The sequence below is a fragment of the Massilia eburnea genome, assembly GCF_050709955.1.
GTDB classification, from domain to species: domain Bacteria; phylum Pseudomonadota; class Gammaproteobacteria; order Burkholderiales; family Burkholderiaceae_D; genus Rugamonas; species Rugamonas eburnea_A.
Genome location: NZ_JBNZFX010000003.1, coordinates 137,930 through 154,154, shown reverse-complemented (window position 1 = coordinate 154,154; position 16,225 = coordinate 137,930). Strand labels below are relative to the sequence as shown.

Annotated in this window: 13 protein-coding genes and 1 pseudogene; 8 read left to right on the top strand and 6 right to left on the bottom strand. The window is 61.1% G+C overall.

Going from position 1 to position 16,225, the window contains the following annotated elements:
* Positions 1 to 80 precede the first annotated feature (80 nt).
* From ACQ4MM_RS03865 to ACQ4MM_RS03855, 3 genes are read left to right on the top strand one after another with little or no spacing between them, the layout of a single operon-like run.
* A complete protein-coding gene (locus ACQ4MM_RS03865; protein WP_431476138.1) occupies positions 81 to 1,736 on the top strand; it encodes a bifunctional metallophosphatase/5'-nucleotidase in 1,656 nt (551 codons plus the stop codon).
* Positions 1,737 to 1,749: 13 nt separating this feature from the next.
* A complete protein-coding gene (locus ACQ4MM_RS03860; protein WP_431476137.1) occupies positions 1,750 to 3,006 on the top strand; it encodes a phospholipase D-like domain-containing protein in 1,257 nt (418 codons plus the stop codon).
* Positions 3,003 to 4,028: a S1/P1 nuclease gene (locus ACQ4MM_RS03855; protein ID WP_431476136.1), complete on the top strand. Its 1,026-nt coding sequence runs from the start codon at positions 3,003 to 3,005 to the stop codon at positions 4,026 to 4,028. Before ACQ4MM_RS03860 ends, ACQ4MM_RS03855 begins: the two co-directional genes overlap by 4 nt.
* Here the strand turns inward: ACQ4MM_RS03855 and ACQ4MM_RS03850 are convergent.
* Positions 4,025 to 4,825 carry a hypothetical protein gene (locus tag ACQ4MM_RS03850; RefSeq protein ID WP_431476135.1) on the bottom strand — a complete coding sequence of 267 codons (801 nt, stop codon included), beginning with the start codon at positions 4,823 to 4,825 and terminating at the stop codon, positions 4,025 to 4,027. The genes ACQ4MM_RS03855 and ACQ4MM_RS03850 overlap by 4 nt on opposite strands.
* Before the next feature lie 244 nt (positions 4,826 to 5,069).
* On the opposite strand from ACQ4MM_RS03850, the gene ACQ4MM_RS03845 reads away from it, so the two are divergent.
* On the top strand, positions 5,070 to 5,633 hold the full coding sequence (locus ACQ4MM_RS03845) for a PEP-CTERM sorting domain-containing protein (protein WP_431476134.1): 564 nt from the start codon (positions 5,070 to 5,072) through the stop codon (positions 5,631 to 5,633).
* Here the strand turns inward: ACQ4MM_RS03845 and ACQ4MM_RS03840 are convergent.
* The 4 genes from ACQ4MM_RS03840 to ACQ4MM_RS03825 all read right to left on the bottom strand — a co-directional run bounded on the left by ACQ4MM_RS03840 (position 5,620) and on the right by ACQ4MM_RS03825 (position 10,291).
* Complete coding sequence (locus tag ACQ4MM_RS03840) at positions 5,620 to 6,591, bottom strand: ABC transporter permease (RefSeq protein ID WP_431476133.1); 972 nt, start codon at positions 6,589 to 6,591, stop codon at positions 5,620 to 5,622. The two genes, ACQ4MM_RS03845 and ACQ4MM_RS03840, sit on opposite strands and share 14 nt — an antisense overlap.
* Before the next feature lie 4 nt (positions 6,592 to 6,595).
* Entirely contained in the window at positions 6,596 to 7,678 is a 1,083-nt protein-coding gene (locus ACQ4MM_RS03835; RefSeq protein WP_431476132.1) for an ABC transporter permease, read from the bottom strand.
* Positions 7,679 to 7,680: 2 nt separating this feature from the next.
* Positions 7,681 to 9,210, bottom strand: coding sequence for an ABC transporter ATP-binding protein (locus tag ACQ4MM_RS03830; protein ID WP_431476131.1), 1,530 nt, complete (start codon positions 9,208 to 9,210; stop codon positions 7,681 to 7,683).
* Between the two features lie 82 nt (positions 9,211 to 9,292).
* Positions 9,293 to 10,291 carry a BMP family lipoprotein gene (locus ACQ4MM_RS03825; RefSeq protein ID WP_431476130.1) on the bottom strand — a complete coding sequence of 333 codons (999 nt, stop codon included), beginning with the start codon at positions 10,289 to 10,291 and terminating at the stop codon, positions 9,293 to 9,295.
* Between the two features lie 392 nt (positions 10,292 to 10,683).
* On the opposite strand from ACQ4MM_RS03825, the gene ACQ4MM_RS03820 reads away from it, so the two are divergent.
* From ACQ4MM_RS03820 to pcp, 4 genes are all read left to right on the top strand, one after another.
* Complete coding sequence (locus ACQ4MM_RS03820) at positions 10,684 to 12,948, top strand: TonB-dependent receptor (RefSeq protein ID WP_431476129.1); 2,265 nt, start codon at positions 10,684 to 10,686, stop codon at positions 12,946 to 12,948.
* Positions 12,949 to 13,039: 91 nt separating this feature from the next.
* Entirely contained in the window at positions 13,040 to 13,735 is a 696-nt protein-coding gene (locus ACQ4MM_RS03815) for a DUF969 domain-containing protein (RefSeq protein WP_431476128.1), read from the top strand.
* Complete coding sequence (locus ACQ4MM_RS03810; RefSeq protein WP_431476127.1) at positions 13,732 to 14,682, top strand: DUF979 domain-containing protein; 951 nt, start codon at positions 13,732 to 13,734, stop codon at positions 14,680 to 14,682. The genes ACQ4MM_RS03815 and ACQ4MM_RS03810 overlap by 4 nt, the downstream gene beginning before the upstream one ends.
* Positions 14,679 to 15,323 (top strand): pyroglutamyl-peptidase I, encoded by a 645-nt coding sequence (pcp, locus tag ACQ4MM_RS03805; protein ID WP_431476126.1) that lies wholly within the window; start codon positions 14,679 to 14,681, stop codon positions 15,321 to 15,323. The genes ACQ4MM_RS03810 and pcp overlap by 4 nt, the downstream gene beginning before the upstream one ends.
* Before the next feature lie 96 nt (positions 15,324 to 15,419).
* On the opposite strand, the pseudogene ACQ4MM_RS03800 reads toward pcp, so the two are convergent.
* Positions 15,420 to 16,214, bottom strand: a pseudogene (locus ACQ4MM_RS03800) (LysR substrate-binding domain-containing protein); the annotation flags it as partial.
* Between the last annotated feature and the right edge of the window lie 11 nt (positions 16,215 to 16,225).

Sequence of the window (16,225 nt, the reverse complement as noted above, 5' to 3'; positions counted from 1 at the left end):
TGTGCGTAACATATCGTTTCCCAGTATGTGCCGTGACTGGCAGCACCTGTACAATCTCCTTTTATCCAGAGCGATTCCCCATGAAGTCTTTCCTGCGCCCCCTGGCCCTGGCGGCCCTGTTGGCTGGCTGCGCAACGCAGCGTCCCGGCAATCACGTTGAATTGACGCTGGTCGGCCTGAACGACCTGCACGGCCATCTGGAAGCGTCGCGCTTTGAAGACGGCAAGGCGGGCGGCATCGATGCCCTGGCCGCGACTCTGCAAGCCTGGCGCAAGGACGATCCGGAGCTGGTGGTGGTGGGTGCCGGTGACATGATCGGCGCCAGCCCGGCCATGTCGGCCATGTTCGCCGATGAGCCGACCATCCAGGCGCTGAATATGCTCGGCATGCGCGCCACCTCGGTCGGCAACCATGAATTCGACGCCGGCCGCGTGGAACTGCTGCGCCAGGCCAAAGGCGGCTGCGCCAATTCGCCGCGCCCGGAAAAAGCCTGCAAATTCAACCCGTCCTGGGATGGCGCCAAGTTCAGCTACCTGGCCGCCAACGTGATCGACACGCGCAGCAACCAGACCCTGTTGCCGGCTTACCGCATCGACGAAGTCAAGGGTGTGAAAGTCGCCTTCATCGGCACCGTGCTGAAGGATGCGCCTGAACTGGTGGCAGCGAGCGGCATCAGCGGCCTGCAATTCATCGACGAGGCGCAAGCCGTCAACCGCCTGCTGCCGGAATTGCGCGCGCAAGGCGCGACTGTGTTCGTCGTGCTGATCCACCAGGGCGGCTATTCCAAGGCGCGCTACGACCAGCAATACTGCAGCGACCTCGATGGCGACATCGCCGACGTGGTCAAGCGCCTCGACCCTGCCGTGCGCCTGGTGGTCAGCGGCCATTCGCATACCGGCTACCTGTGCCGCGTGGATGGCAAGCTGGTGACGCAGGCCGACAAATTCGGCCATATGCTGTCGCGCATTTCGCTGGTAGTGGATCGCCAGACCGGCGCCGTGCTTGAAACCAGCGCGCGCAACATCGTGGTGGAGCCGGGCAAATATGCCGGCATGCCGGAAGTGGATGCGCTGCTCGCCACAGTGCGGGCGCGCAGCAGCGTAGAGCTGGGCAAACCGGTGGCGAAGATCGCCGTTCCTTCGATCAGCAAGACCCTGATGTCGAATGCCGACGAATCCCCGCTTGGCCAGGTGGTGGCAGACGCGATCCTGGCTTCCGCCCGCAATTGGGGAGCGCAAATTGCGTTCACTAACACTGGAGGAATCCGCACCGCGCTGGACGCCGGCGTGGACAATGTGGTGAACGCAGGTCAAACCCAGGCCGTGCTGCCGTTCGGGAACGAGATCGTGGTGATGAACCTGACGGGTGCGCAAATCCTGGCCTTGCTGGAAGGGCAGTGGAGCGGCAGTGAGGCCGACAAGCGCGGCCTGCTGCAAGTGTCGGAAGGCTTCAGCTATTCATGGGATGCGCGCAAGCCGAAGGGCCAGCGCATCGTGCGCGACAGCGTCAAGCTCGGCGGCGCTCCGTTCGACGAAGGCGCCAGCTATCGCGTGGCGGTGTATAACTTCCTGGCCGAAGGCAATGACGGCTTTGTGACGTTCCGCCAGGGCAGCAACCAGGCGGCGACCGGCGTGCGCGATGTCGATTCGCTGCGCAGCTACCTGGTGCGCCTGGAGCAGGACAACAAGCCGGCCGGCACTTACGGCGCCGTTCCGCGTATTATCCGCATCAAGTAAAGAAAGGAAGGCTATGCGCCGCTATCTTCTCGCAGCCGCACTGGCTGCATGTTTCACCAGTGCCCACGCGGCTTTCCAGATTCCGGGCTTTGAACTGGTGCAGACTGCGCCTGTGGAAACCACGCTGAAAAGCGACGACCTGCGCGGCCCGATCGAGGTCTGGAGCGAGTTGTTCGACAACGCGAAATCCGAAATCTGCATCGGCCAGTTTTACGTTGCCAGTGTGCCCGGCGCGCCGTTCGAGAAGGTGATCGAGCGCCTGGAGGCGGCCGGCAAACGTGGGGTGAAGATCCGCTTCCTGATCGACAAGAAGGGCGTGGGTGGCCTGTCCGACAAGGCTACGGTGGATCGGCTGCGTGCCATCCCGAACCTGGAGATGCGCGTGCTGGACGTGAGCCAGCTCACCGGCAACGGCATCATCCACGCCAAATACATGACCGTGGACCATAAGGCCGTTTTCATCGGCAGCCAGAATTTCGACTGGCGTGCATTCACGCATATCCACGAAACCGGCCTGCGCATCAGCGATGCCAAGGTAGTCGGCCAGGTGCAGGCGATTTTCGAGCAGGACTGGAGCGCGCAGGCGTTGCTGGCCGCAGGCAAGACGGTTGCACCGCTGCAGGCCAAGGCCGCCATCCTGGCTGGCGCACCGCCGGCAGCCGCGCTGGCGTCGACGTTGCCGTCCGATGCGAACTTTTTGATTGCGAGTCCTGGCGGCTACAACCCCGCAGGCGTGGCCGATTCCGAAGTTGTCTTGCCGGCGCTGCTGGCCGATGCCAAACAGGAGATCCGCGTCTCGATGCTGGACTACGCGCCCCTGAGCTATGGCCCGAACGGCACCCGTCCGTTTTACGCAGTGGTCGACAACGCATTGCGCGCAGCCGCCACACGCGGGGTCAAGGTCAAGCTCATGGTGTCGAACTGGAACCTCGAGAAACCGGCCATCCAGCACCTGAAATCGCTTGCCATGTTGCCGAACGTGGAAGTGCGCATCGTGACGATCCCGAAAGCCTCCACCGGCTTCATTCCGTTTGCCCGCGTATGGCATAGCAAGACCCTGGTCATCGACGGCAAGCTGGCGTGGGTCGGCACCAGCAACTGGGCCGGCGGCTATTTCGACTTGTCGCGCAATATGGAAGTGGTGATGCGCAACGAAGCCATGGCCAAGCGCCTGTATGCGCTGCAGGAGCAGGCATGGAGCTCACAGTATGCGGAGCCGCTGGACGTCAGCAAAGATTACCCGAAACCGAACAAAGGGAAAGAAGAATGAAGAAGCTAGCACTGATTGCCGCGCTGTCCGGCGCCTTCCTGTCCACCAATGCCTTGGCCTGGGGTAATGCCGGCCACCGCGTCGTGGGCGCGATTGCCGATAACCTGATCAAAGGCTCCAATGCCGAGAAACAGGTGAAAGCCTTGTTGCAGCAGGGCGAAGACCTGGAAAAGATCGCCAACTGGGCCGATTGCGTGAAGGGTACGTTCTGCGGCCCGCAGACGCAGGAAATGAACGATTACGTGGCCGCGCATCCGAAGCACAGCGAATACCACTACACTGACGTGCCGTTCCAGTTGACCGAGTATCACCTGCACGGCGCCGGGACTTCCGAACATGACGTAGTGCAGACGCTGCAGCAGTGCATCGCGACCTTGCAGGGCAAGGGCGACGGCAAATTCACCAAGCGCCAGGCATTGTTGATCCTGACCCATCTGGCCGGCGACATCCATCAGCCGCTGCACGTAGGCGCGGCCTTTGTCGACAAGGAAGGCAAGTTCGTCGTGCCGAAGACCGACAAGGAAATCGACTCCCTGAACATCTTCGATTCGCGCGGCGGCAACAACCTGCAGATGGACGAAGCAGCACTGGCGGCAGCCAGCGTTAAGAGCGGCATCCCCGCTGGCGAAGATGCGCCGGCAAAGTACCCGACCAAGCCATTCCACTCCTACTGGGACACCACGGCCGTCGACTACGCCATGCGCCGCAGCAGCATGCGCACGGTGGACAAGTTTAGCCAGTGGGCGATTGACGGCAAGCCAGTTGTCACCCTGCCGAAAGGCGACGCCATCACCTGGCCTGCGCAGTGGGCCAACGATTCGCTGGTGGCCGCCAAACAGGCGTACGCCGACGTGAAAGTGGGCGTGGCGAGCAAGCAGACCAGCCGCGGCGGCGAGACTTACACCGTGTGGGCGATGACCGTGCCGGACAACTACCCCGTGCCTTCCTCCGCGCTGGCGCGCGAACAGTTGATCAAGGGTGGCTACAACCTGGCCGGCCTGCTGCAGAAGATCTGGCCCTAAGGCCTGAACCACAACTCGCTGCGCTGGAGCGGAGTCTCCGGCGGCAGCGCCGGGTTATGCAGTTCGATGATGCGCCGCTTGCCGATCTTGGCCCGCTCGATGAGCGGGTCTTTGTGTTTGTGGAACAGCGCGACGAGCGAGCCGTCTTTCAGCATTATCTCCAGGCCCGCCTTGATGCGCTCCGCGAGCCTGGCGCCTTCCGTATCGCGCCGTACAAAAAAATAGCGGGGTAGGGGATAGCGCAACATCAGCGTTGGTTCGATCACGATTTCCGGATAGGACTTGCTGATCACGTCATATTCTCGGGGTGCTTCATCCAGTGCGCGCGGGAAGAAATCGAAGCGGCCCGCTTCCAGCATGCCGAACAGGCTGCCAGGCCGTGGTGATTCCACCACGCTGATGCCGGCGGCCGACAGAACCGCCGTGTCGACCCATCCCTTGCCCTGGCCCGCACTCAGGTGCCGCAAGTCTTCCAGTGTGCGCACGCTGGCAAAGCGTGCCATGTCGCTTTTGCGCACCAGCAGCAAACGCATGCCCATCAGGCCGCGGTCGATCGGAATCCGGATCGGCTGGAATTGCGCTTCCAGGTCGCGGTGGGTGGCGCGGGCGATGACATTGACGGCGCCGTCGGGGCGGCTCAATTCCTGCAGCATGCGCGGCACGGAGAATGGATCTTGCGATTGGGCCAGTGTAAAAGGACCGTATTTAGGCACTGTCTTTTCCAGCGCGGCACGCAACACGATCCAGTCGAACCCCTTGCTGGTGTCGAGTATCGAGAAATAGCGGGGATAGACCACTGTTGTCGCGGGGCCGTCGTGCGCGTGGGCAGGCAAGTACAGACAGCATATTGCTGCTGGCAATAATCTCTGCAAAATCCAGGCGCGCCGATTCATTGGACGACTCCTCCTTGCTCCTTGCAATATAAACCTGCTACTCGCCGGGCACAACAGCGATGCGTGTTGCGCACGGCATACCGGCTGGGTTCGGTCGTTGGCGGCTTACTGCTAGCATCAAAGTCCGGTTCTCACGTGGGAGGGCATCATGGCTTGCAAACATGTTTTGGCGCTGACATTCGCGTGCGCCGCGGGCGGCGCCTGTGCGGAAGATTGGCAATTCAGTTACACGGGCTTTGAAGAAAATGGTGCGTTCGTTCGAGATGCCCGCGTTGACGGCAGCTTCCGCGGAATGGACCTTAACCTCGATGGCGTCATTTCACTGGTGGAGCTTTCTTCACTGGTCATCGCGGGGCGTGAATACCTGGATGGATGCCTGAGCTTGAGCGACCCATATTTTCGCTGCGAGATTGCTGGATTCAGCTACAAGTTGACAGGCCAGTTGTGGGTTGATGCCAACTGGTGGGGGAACGATGAGGCGTTCTCGGGCTGGGGCGCGGGCTTTCGCACGGGGGACCAGTACTCGCAGTGGAGCTACGGATGGCAGGACTGGAGCCGTACTTTGTATTGGACCGGCCAGACCGTATTCGCCATTACGCCAGCGCCGGTTGTGCCGGAGCCGGCGACCGGGGGCATGCTGCTGGCGGGATTGGCTACCCTGGCCGGCTTGAGCCGGCGCAGGGCGAAGAAGGGCGCGCTTAGCGCGATTTGACGAACGGTACGCCGATCGCTTTCGGCGCCACCGACTTGGCCATCAGGCCAGCCAGCACGATCACGGTGACGACGTAAGGCACCATCTGGATCAAGGCGCCAGGGATGCGGCCGATCACCGGCAGGTCCACGCCTTCAAGCTGGATCTGTACCGCGCCAAAGAAGCCGAACATCAAGCAGCCGAGGAAGGTGTACAGCGGACGCCAGTTGCCGAATACCATGGCGGTCAGCGCCAGGTAGCCGGCACCTGCCGACATGTCGCGCAGGAAGAAGCCCGATTGCACGATGGCCAGGTAGGCGCCGGAGAAGGAGCACAGCACGCCGGCAATCAGCATGGCGGCGTAGCGGGTGCGTTCAACGGAGACGCCTGCTGCATCGGCTGCATGCGGGTTTTCGCCGCAGGCACGCAGGCGCAGGCCGAAACGGGAGTGGTACAGGAACCAGTGCACCAGCGGTACCAGCAGGAAGGCCAGGTAGACCAGCACGGAGTGGCCGCCAATCAGCCTGGTGTAGAACCAACCGAGGAAAGGTACGTCCGCCACGGCGGCGCTGCCTGGCAGTACGACGTCGAACAGGCGTGCTTCGCCCAGGTCCGGGGTGCGGCCGCCTTGCTGGAAGAAGTACTGCGCGAGCACGAAGGTCAGGCCGCTCATGGCGATATTGATGGCGATGCCGCCTACCAGCTGGTTGCCCTTCTGGGTGACGGCGACGAAACCTTGCAGCATTGCCAGGGCGACCGATACGCCCATGCCTGCCAGGATGCCGAACCAGGGATTCTTCGTGGCGAAGGCTACGGCTGCCGAGACGAAGGCGGAGGCCAGGATCTTGCCTTCCAGGCCGATGTCGATCACGCCGGAGCGTTCCGCGAAGAGGCCTGCCATGGCGGCGAAAATCAGCACCGGCGCATTGCGCACGGTGGAGACGAGGATGGAGCCCAGGTGGAGATCTTCGAAAGTCATGATGTTAGCCCTTGCGCGATTTGAGCAGCTTGATGATGACCGGGGCGTACAGGTTTTCCATTGCGCCGCAGAACAGGATGATCAAGCCCTGGATGAAGATGAAGGTTTCGGTCGGGATGTTCGGTTTTTCCAGCGACAGGTCGAAGCCGCCCTGGATCAGCGCGCCGAACAGGACGGAGGACAGGAAGATACCGACCGGATGCTGGCGGCCCATCAGCGCAATCGCGATGCCGACGAAGCCCGCGCCGCCGACGAAGTTCAGCGACAGGTAGTGGGTCGAGCCCATGATGGAATTGACCGCGCCAAGGCCGGCCAGTGCGCCGGAGATGGCCATCACGATAATGATCATGGCGCTGATCTTGACGCCGGCGTAGTGGGCGGCGTGCTGGTTCAGGCCCAGTGCGCGTACCTTGTAGCCCCAGGCCGAGCGCCACATCACGATGCCGTACACGGCCAGCGCGATGATGGCGAAGAAGAAGCCGATATTGAGCGGGGTTTCACCCAGGATTGGGAACCATGCGTTCAGGCGCGGCATTTCCGCTGCGGCCGAGAATACGCGCGAAGCAGTATTTTGCTCGCCCGGCGGGATCAGGTACTTCACGATCACGAAATTCATCAGCGAGGCGCAGATGAAGTTGAACATGATGGTGGTGACCACGATGTGCGAGCCGCGCTTGGCTTGCAGGTAGCCGGGAATGAAGGCCCACAGCGCGCCGAACAGGGCGGCGCCGAGAATGCCGGCGACAATCAGCAGGTACCACGGCAGGGAGGCGTCAAACGCCAGCATGGCCAGCGTCAGGCCTAGGCCGCCAAAGTACATCTGGCCTTCCGCGCCGATGTTGAACAGGCCCGCCTGCATTGCGATCGACACGGCAAGGCCGGTGAAGACGAAGGTGGAGGCGTAGAACAGCGTGTACGACAAGCCTTCCGGATTGACGACGGCGCTATTGATCAGGATCTGCAGCGACTCCAGCGGGTCTTCGCCGAGCAGGTGGATCACCAGCGCGGACACGAGGAGCGCTGACAGCAGGTTCAGGATGGGCAGGACAAAGCCGGTTGCCCAGCGTGGCATATCGTTCGTGGTCATGATCAGTGTTTATGCATGCCACCCATCAGCAGGCCGATGCGGGTGGTGTCGAATTCGTCGATTTTCAGTTCGCCGGTGATTTTGCCGCCGCACATCACGAGGATGCGGTCGGCCAGGGCGCGCACTTCTTCCAGTTCCACCGATACCAGGAGGATCGCCACGCCCTGGTCGCGCAAGGCCAGCAGCTGGGTATGGATGGATTCGATGGTGCCGATGTCGACGCCGCGGGTCGGCTGGCCGACCAGCATCAGCTTCGGCTTGGCCAGCACTTCGCGTGCGATCACCACCTTTTGCTGGTTACCGCCGGACAGCAGGCCGATGCGCAGTTCCGGATTGGCCGGGCGCACGTCGAACTCCTTCATCAGGCCGGCGCAGCGCTGGGCGATGCCTTTGAAATCGATCAGGCCCCACTTGTTCTTTACCTTGTCCTGGTAACCGAAGAAGGTGTTCTGCATCACCGAGAAGGCCTTGATCACGCCGTCGCGCAGGCGGTCTTCCGGCACGTGGCCGATGCCCAGGTTGCGGAACTTGGTCGGCAGGCCGTCGGCATCGCCGCTTTTCGGGAAGGGCAGGGCCTTGCCTTCGAAATGTACTTCGCCGGAGGTAGGCAGCTTCATGCCGGACAGGATTTCCATCAGCTCGGACTGGCCATTGCCGGATACGCCTGCAATCGCCACGATCTCGCCGGCGCGCAGGGTGAAGCCGATGTCCTGCAGCAGCTTGACGCCATTGTCGTCGGACAGCTGCAGGTTCTTCACCTCCAGCACCGGCGCGCCCGGCTTGTACTCGCCGCGCGGCAGGTTGTTCTCGATCGGGCGGCCGACCATCATCTGCGCCAGTTCTTCCTTGGTGGTGTCGGCAGTCTGCACTGCGCCCACCACACGGCCTCCGCGCATCACGGTGACGGTGTCGGTAATGTCCTTGATCTCCTGCAGCTTGTGGGTGATCAGGATGATGGTCTTGCCCTGCTCCTTGAACAGCTTCAGGATATCGAACAGCGATTCGGTTTCCTGTGCGGTCAGGACGGCGGTCGGCTCGTCCAGGATCAGGATGTTGGCTGAGCGGTAGATCTGCTTCAGGATCTCGACGCGCTGCTGCGCACCCACGGACAAGTCGTGAATGGTCGCCAGTGGATCGACATCCAGGCGATAGCGGCCGCAAATCTCGCGCAGCTTCTTCTCGACGGTAGCGCGGTGTTCGCGCAGGCGGAAGCCGCCCTCGCTACCAAGCATTACGTTGTCCAGCACGGTCATGTTCTCGACCAGCATGAAGTGCTGGTGCACCATGCCGATGCCAAGGCGGATCGCCTCGTGCGAGTTGTGGATGTGCTGCACCTTACCGTCCAGCAGGATCTCACCGCCATCTGCGCGGTAATAGCCGTAAAGGATGCTCATCAAGGTCGACTTGCCGGCGCCATTCTCTCCCACCAGGCCATGAATGGCTCCTTTGGCGATGGAGAAACTGACGTCCGTATTCGCCTTTACCGCTCCAAAGTGCTTGGAAATGTTGCGGAATTCTACTGCTGGCGTCATAAGGATTTTTCGGGTCTTATTTACTGAAAAACGCGCCGGACGGGAGTCCCCGTCGGCGCGTTCTCTTTAATGGTATTGCTTGTTAGGCCGGGCAGGCTGCGTTGGTGGTGCGGATGTCGATGACTTTAACCTTGCCATCGATGATGTCCTTACGCGCGCCCATGACTTTCTTTTCGATCTCAGGCGTGATCACCTTGCGGTTGTTCTCGTCCAGTGCCCAATCCACGCCGCCTTCTTTCAGGCCCTTGGCGCTGACGCCGGCCTTCCAGGTGCCGTTCTTCATTTGCATGAAGGAGTCGTACACGGCGTTGTCCACGCGCTTGACCATCGAGGTCAGCACCGAACCCGGGTACAGGTGGTTCTGGTTGGAGTCGACACCGATCGACAGCTTGCCTTTTTCCTTGGCAGTCTGCAGGGTGCCCATGCCGGAACCGCCGGCCACCGCGAACACCACGTCCACGCCGCGGTCAAACTGGGCACGTGCCAGCTCGCCGCCCTTGGCCGGGTCGTTCCAGGCGGCCGAAGTAGTGCCGACCATGTTCGAGATCACTTCGGTTTTCTTGTCGGTCGCTTTGGCGCCCTGGGCATAGCCGCAGGCGAAGGTGCGGATCAGCGGGATGTCGATGCCGCCAATGAATCCCAGCTTCTTGGTCTTGGAAGCCATGGCCGCAGCCACGCCCACCAGGTAAGAGCCTTCTTCTTCCTTGAACGTCACGGAATTGACGTTATTACCTTGCGCAACGCCGTCGATCAGGACGAAACGCACTTTCGGGAATTCTTTGGCGACTTTCTGCACCGCCTGGGTCTGGGCAAAGCCGATCGAGGCGATCAGGTCCAGGTTCTTGCGGGCCAGGCCGCGCAGCACCTGCTCAGCCTGGGTATCGCTGCTGGCTTGCACTTCGATGAATTTGATGCCGGTCTCTTTCTTGAAGCGCTCGGCGCCTTCGAAAGCGGACTGGTTGAACGACTTGTCGAACTTGCCGCCAGCGTCGTACACGATGCCCAGCTTCGGATCAGCCGCGTTTGCGCTGGCTGCCACCGCAACTGCGGCGATCATCATGCTAAGTTGTTTGATTTTCATGTAAGGGCTCCGTCGAAGTTCGTTATTGTATATTTTTATGGAGTGCCTCGTTCCGCTTTTTCGCGCCCATCCCTGCCACGGCGCCTTGTAGCTTGCCAACAACGCACAAATGCAAATTTTGTACATGTACCCTTGATTAATTCTTGGGCACGTAATCAAACTGCAATCACTTGATCCTGCAGCCGAATCCGCTTCTCACGGCATGGATTCGTGGCTCACTACTATGCAGTAGCCGCTATATGTATGGCAAATACGTTTTTACTTACTTATTTATATGTAAGTCAACTAAATGAGGGGTTTCTCGCAAGTAAGAGAGTGGATTTGCTTTCGTGTTAGCATTTGCGCCATTGCAACATTACGTTACTTTTCTTTTAAAGATTGGAACATCGGGTATGGATAAACGACTCAAACACTCCCTGATTGCCCTGGCGGTGGCCAGCGCCTTCCCTCTATATAGCGCTTCTGCCCAGGAAGCACAGCCAACCGAAGAAGTGAAGAAGCCGGGCCAGCTGGAAACCGTGATCGTTACTGCGCAGCGCCGCGCGGAGAACATCAAGGACGTGCCGATGGCGATCGCCACCCTGAAGGGCGAGAAGCTGGATGTGCTGACCTCCGGCGGCCAGGACATCCGTTTCCTGAACGGCCGTTCGCCATCCGTATCGGTGGAATCCGATTACGGCCGTACCTTCCCGCGTTTCTATATCCGCGGCCTGGGTAACACCGACTTCGACCTGAATGCTTCCCAGCCGGTTGGCCTGGTGATGGACGACATCGTGCAGGAAAACCCGATGCTGAAGGGCTTCCCGGTATTCGACGTGGACCAGGTTGAAGTGCTGCGCGGCCCGCAAGGTACCCTGTTCGGCCGTAACTCCCCGGCCGGCGTGATCAAGTTCGACTCCGCCAAGCCGGTGTTCCGCCAGGAAGGCTATGTTAACGTCGGTTTCGGCAAGGACCGCGTGCGCAATTATGAAGGCGCGTACAACTTCCCGGTCAACGAAGTGCTGGCCACCCGCATCTCGCTGCAATCGCAGCACCGCGGCAACCGTGTGCACAATGACCGTCCGGGCGCGCCAACCACCGATTTCGAGGGCTACAAGGACAACGCCGGCCGTATCCAGTTCCTGCTGAAGCCTAATAAAGACTTCAGCGCGCTGCTGAACCTGCACGGCCGCGACATGGACGGCAACGCTACCCTGTTCCGCGCCAATATCCTGAAGAAGGGCACCAATGAGCTGGTCGACAACTTCGACTACAAGTCCTACCCGACCGACGGTGGCAACGAACAGCACCTGAAGAACAAGGGCGCCAGCCTGCGCCTGCGCTGGGATACTCCGGGCCTGACCTTCCACTCGATCACCGGCTATGAAAAGCTGGATTTCTTCAGTCGCGGTGACGTGGACGGCGGTTATGGTGCTTCGTTCCACCAGCCTAGCGGCCCAGGCACGATCCCGTTCCCGGTCGAAACTGCCGACCTGATTCCTGACCATAAGCAGTTGTCGCAGGAATTCCGTGTCGAGTCCAATAACAAGGGGCCACTGCAGTGGATCGCTGGCGTGTTCTACTTCGACGAGCACATCCAGATCGATTCGATCTCCTTCGATTCCTTCACCGCTGGTAACCCGCAAAATGCCGCCTACTCGACCCAGCAGCAGGACGCGAAGTCGTACGCAGCCTTCGGTACCATCAACTACACCGTGAACGAAGCCTTTAAGCTGCGTGCCGGCCTGCGCTACACCAAGGATAAGAAGGACTTCATCGCCACCCGCGTTGAACCGCCGCAATCGGTTTCCAACAAGCTGAACGACACCTCGAACAACGTGAGCTGGGACCTGAGCGGTACCTACACCCTGAACAAGGACACCAATCTGTTCGGCCGCGTCGCCACCGGCTACCGCGCTCCATCCATGCAAGGCCGCCTGTTCGACCTGACTTCCAAGCCATCGCAGGCTGACGCTGAAAAAGCGCTGTCCGTCGAATTCGGTGTGAAGCAAGACCTGTTCGACCGCCGTGCGCGCATGTCGGCAACCGTGTTCAACTACCGCATGAAGGACAAGCAGCTGACCGCAGGTTCCGGCACCGTGAACATGAACCAGTTGATCAACGCCGACAAGGTTACCGGCCGTGGTGTGGAACTGGACCTGCAGGCCAACTTGAGCGATGCCTGGGCCGTGACCTTCGGCTCCAGCTACAACGACACCAAGATCAAGGATGCGGATCTGTTCGTCCAGTCCTGCGGCGGTGGTTGCACCCCGCTCGATCCACGGATCGAATTCAAGGACGCCAACGGCAACGTCATTGGCAGTGCGGCCCTGATCAACGGCAACCCACTGCCGCGCGCTCCGAAGTGGCAGCATAACTTCACCCTGCGCTACAGCCAGCCACTGGGCAACGGTGAAATCTATGCCTACACCGACTGGGCATACCGTACCTCGTACAACTTCTTCCTGTACGAAGCGTCCGAGTACAAGGCCAAGGAGCTGTTGGAAGGCGGCCTGCGCGTCGGTTACCGTTGGAACGATGGCAAGTATGAACTGGCAGCATACGGCCGCAACATCACCAACCGTATCCAGGCCCTGGGCGCGATCGACTTCAACAACCTGACCGGTATCGTCAACGAACCACGCACCTACGGCGTGCAATTCAAGGCGAACTTCTGATCGGCTCGTAGCGTCCACCAACGCGCACTCCGGTGCGCGTTTTTTTTCGCCTGTGCTGGGGTAAGATGTGGCCTTCCTTGGGGGAGGGGAGATGCAAACTGCTGTCAATATGTGGCCGCTGCTTGGCGTGGCCGTGATTGTGCTTGGATTCCTGCTGCGGCTGCACCCGGTGCTGGTGGTTGTCGCGGCCTGCTTCACTACCGGCTTTGCCGCCTTCATGCCGGTCGAGGCGCTGCTTGCTTCGCTCGGTACAGCTTTCGTCAAGACGCGCAACCTGCCGATGATTTACCTGCTGCCGCTGGCGGCGATCGGTTTGCTGGAGCGCTTCGGCTTGCGCGAGCATGCGCAGGCAGTAGTGGCGCGCATGCGCTCGGCGACTGCCGGGCGGCTGCTGATTGTTTATCTCGCAGTCCGCGAACTGTCCGCCGCAATGGGCCTGACTTCGCTGGGCGGCCATCCGAATATGGTGCGCCCGGTGGTGGCGCCGATGGCGGAGGAGGCGGCGCAGCTTCGTAACCCTTCACTCAGTGATGAACAACGCCAGCACGTCCGTGCCATGGCCGCCGCCACCGATAACGTAGGCCTGTTCTTCGGCGAGGATATTTTCGTAGCGTTTGGCGCCATCGTCCTGATGCAGACCGTGCTGCGCGCGGAGGGCATTGAAGTCGATCCGCTGCATATGGCGTTGTGGGGCATTCCGACAGCGATCAGCGCCTTCATCATCCACGCGTGGAGGCTGCGACGGCTGGATCGTTACCTGGGGCCGGGCGGCGGAGGGCGCGCATGATCATCCGCGTTGAGTATTTCTATTATCTGCTGGGGATCATGCTTGCCTTGGTCGCGCTGATGTCCTTTGCCGACCGCAGCAATCCGCGCCGCTGGACCACGGGGCTATTCTGGACGTTGTATGCCATGGTGTATCTGGTTGGCGAGCGCCTGCCGCCGGCCATGGTGGGGCTGGCGATGATCGTGATGGCGCTGCTGGCAGGCTTCGGCGGCGTCAAGAGCGGTAAGCCTGACGTGCTGCCTGATGACGCGCGCCGCGCCAGTGCTGCTCGGCTTGGGCATAGACTGTTCTTACCGGCGCTGGTTATTCCAGCCGTTACGATGGCCGGCTCCACGCTGCTCAAGGATGTGCGCATCGGCCAGTTGTTTGTGCTGGACCCGAAACACCTTACCCTGGTCAGCCTTGGTTGCGCGACGGTGATTGCCGTTGGCGTGGCCTGCTGGATGACGCGTTCCACTCCGCTGCAGGCCGGCCGCGAATCGCGCCGCCTGATCGACGCCATGAGCTGGATGATCGTGCTGCCGCATATGCTGGCGGTGCTGGGCCTGTTGTTCAGCGAGGCAGGCGTGGGCAAGGCCGTGGCACAGGTGACGACGACTTATATCGGCCTCGATTCGAAACTGGTTGCCGTGGCGGTGTATTGTGTCGGCATGGCGCTGTTCACCATCGTGATGGGTAATGGCTTTGCCGCTTTCCCGGTGATGGCGGGCGGTGTCGGCGTTCCGGTGCTGGTGGCGAAGTTTGGCGGCAATCCTGCGGTGATGGCGGCGATCGGCATGTTCAGCGCTTATTGCGGCACGCTGATGACGCCGATGGCGGCCAATTTCAATATCATCCCGACAGCGTTGTTGGATTTGACCGACCGCAATGCCGTGATCAAGGCACAGGTTCCGACGGCTTTGCCGCTGCTGGGCGCGAATATCATCTTGTTGTATTTCTTGTTATGAAAACTGTTCTGCTGACCGGCTTCGAGCCATTTAACAAAGAGCCTATCAACCCTGCCTGGGAAACTGTGCGTGCGCTGGATGGCTGGGGCGAGGGCGATTTCCGGGTTGTGGCGCGCCAATTGCCTTGCGTGTTCGGGGATGCGAATGCGTCCATGGCGGCCCTGATCGATGAACTGCGGCCGGCGCTGGTGATCGCGGTCGGCCAGGCTGGCGGGCGTGTGGATCTGTCGGTGGAGCGGGTGGCGATCAATGTCGACGATGCGCCGATCAAGGACAACGCGGAGCAGCAGTTGGTGGATGAACCGATTGTGCGTGACGGTCCGGCGGCGTATTTTGCGACGCTGCCGATCAAGGCGATCGTCGCTGCGCTGCGCGCGGCAGGCTTGCCGGCCTCGGTATCGCAGACTGCGGGCACCTTTGTTTGCAACCACGTGTTCTATGGCTTGATGCACGCCGTGGCCGGACGCCATGACGTAAAGGCCGGCTTTATCCACATTCCTTATCTACCGGAGCAGGCGGCGCGCCATCCTGGTGCGGCCAGCATGTCGCTGCAGCAGATGAAGGAAGGATTGCGCGTCGCGATCCGTACGGCGCTGGCGGTTGACCGCGACGCGGCGCTGGCCGCCGGTGCCACGCATTAAGTGCTGGGCGGGCGCAGTATGTTGAGGAAGGCGCGCACGACGGGCGCGTCGTCCAGCGTGGTGTAAGTGATGTACAGGTTCGCCGACGGCGGATTGGGTTCGGATCGGCAGGAATACCACGCCCGGCCAGCCGATACGCGCGGTGGTCTCAGGCATCAGCGTCACGCCCAGTCCCGCACCCACCATGGCCAGCAAGGTTTGCGGCTCGTGCGCTTCCTGGAAAATCTCAGGGTGGAAGCCGGCATTCACGCAACACTGGATCAGATAGCGCGGAAACGCCGACTTATCCAATGCCAGTGTCAGCATCGGGTCGTCGGCAATGTCCGCCAACTCGATCGCATCCATTTTCGCCAGCGGGTGATGTTCATTCACCGCAACGCAGACATTCTCGCGGAAGCACAGCTCCTGCTTCAGGTTGTCGCGCCGCAGTTTCATCGTCGTCCCAGCTTCGGCTCGCGCCAGAAGCCGACGTCCGATCTGCTTGGCGCGCAGGGCGTCGTATTGCACCGTCGGGCCGGACTCGTGGATGGTCCAGGTGACGCGCGGATACTTGCTTTGGAATTCCTCCAGCATGGAGGGAATCGGCCCCCACATCGCCGAGCCGACGATGCCGACGCGCAGGCGGCCCACTTCGCCGCGGTCGATCTGGCGCACGGTATCGATGGTCATGCGCATCTTGGCCAGCAGGTCCGAGGCTTCTTGCATCAGCGCCTTGCCGGCCACAGTCAGCTCAAAGGTGCGGGTGGTGCGGGCGAACAGCTTCACGCCCAGCTCCGCTTCCAGCTTCATGATCTGTTGGGAAAGCGGTGGCTGCGAGATATGCAGGCGTTCGGCGGCGCGGCTGAAGCTCTTCTCTTCGGCGACGGCGAGGAAGTACTTTAACTGTTTCAGGTCGATGGACC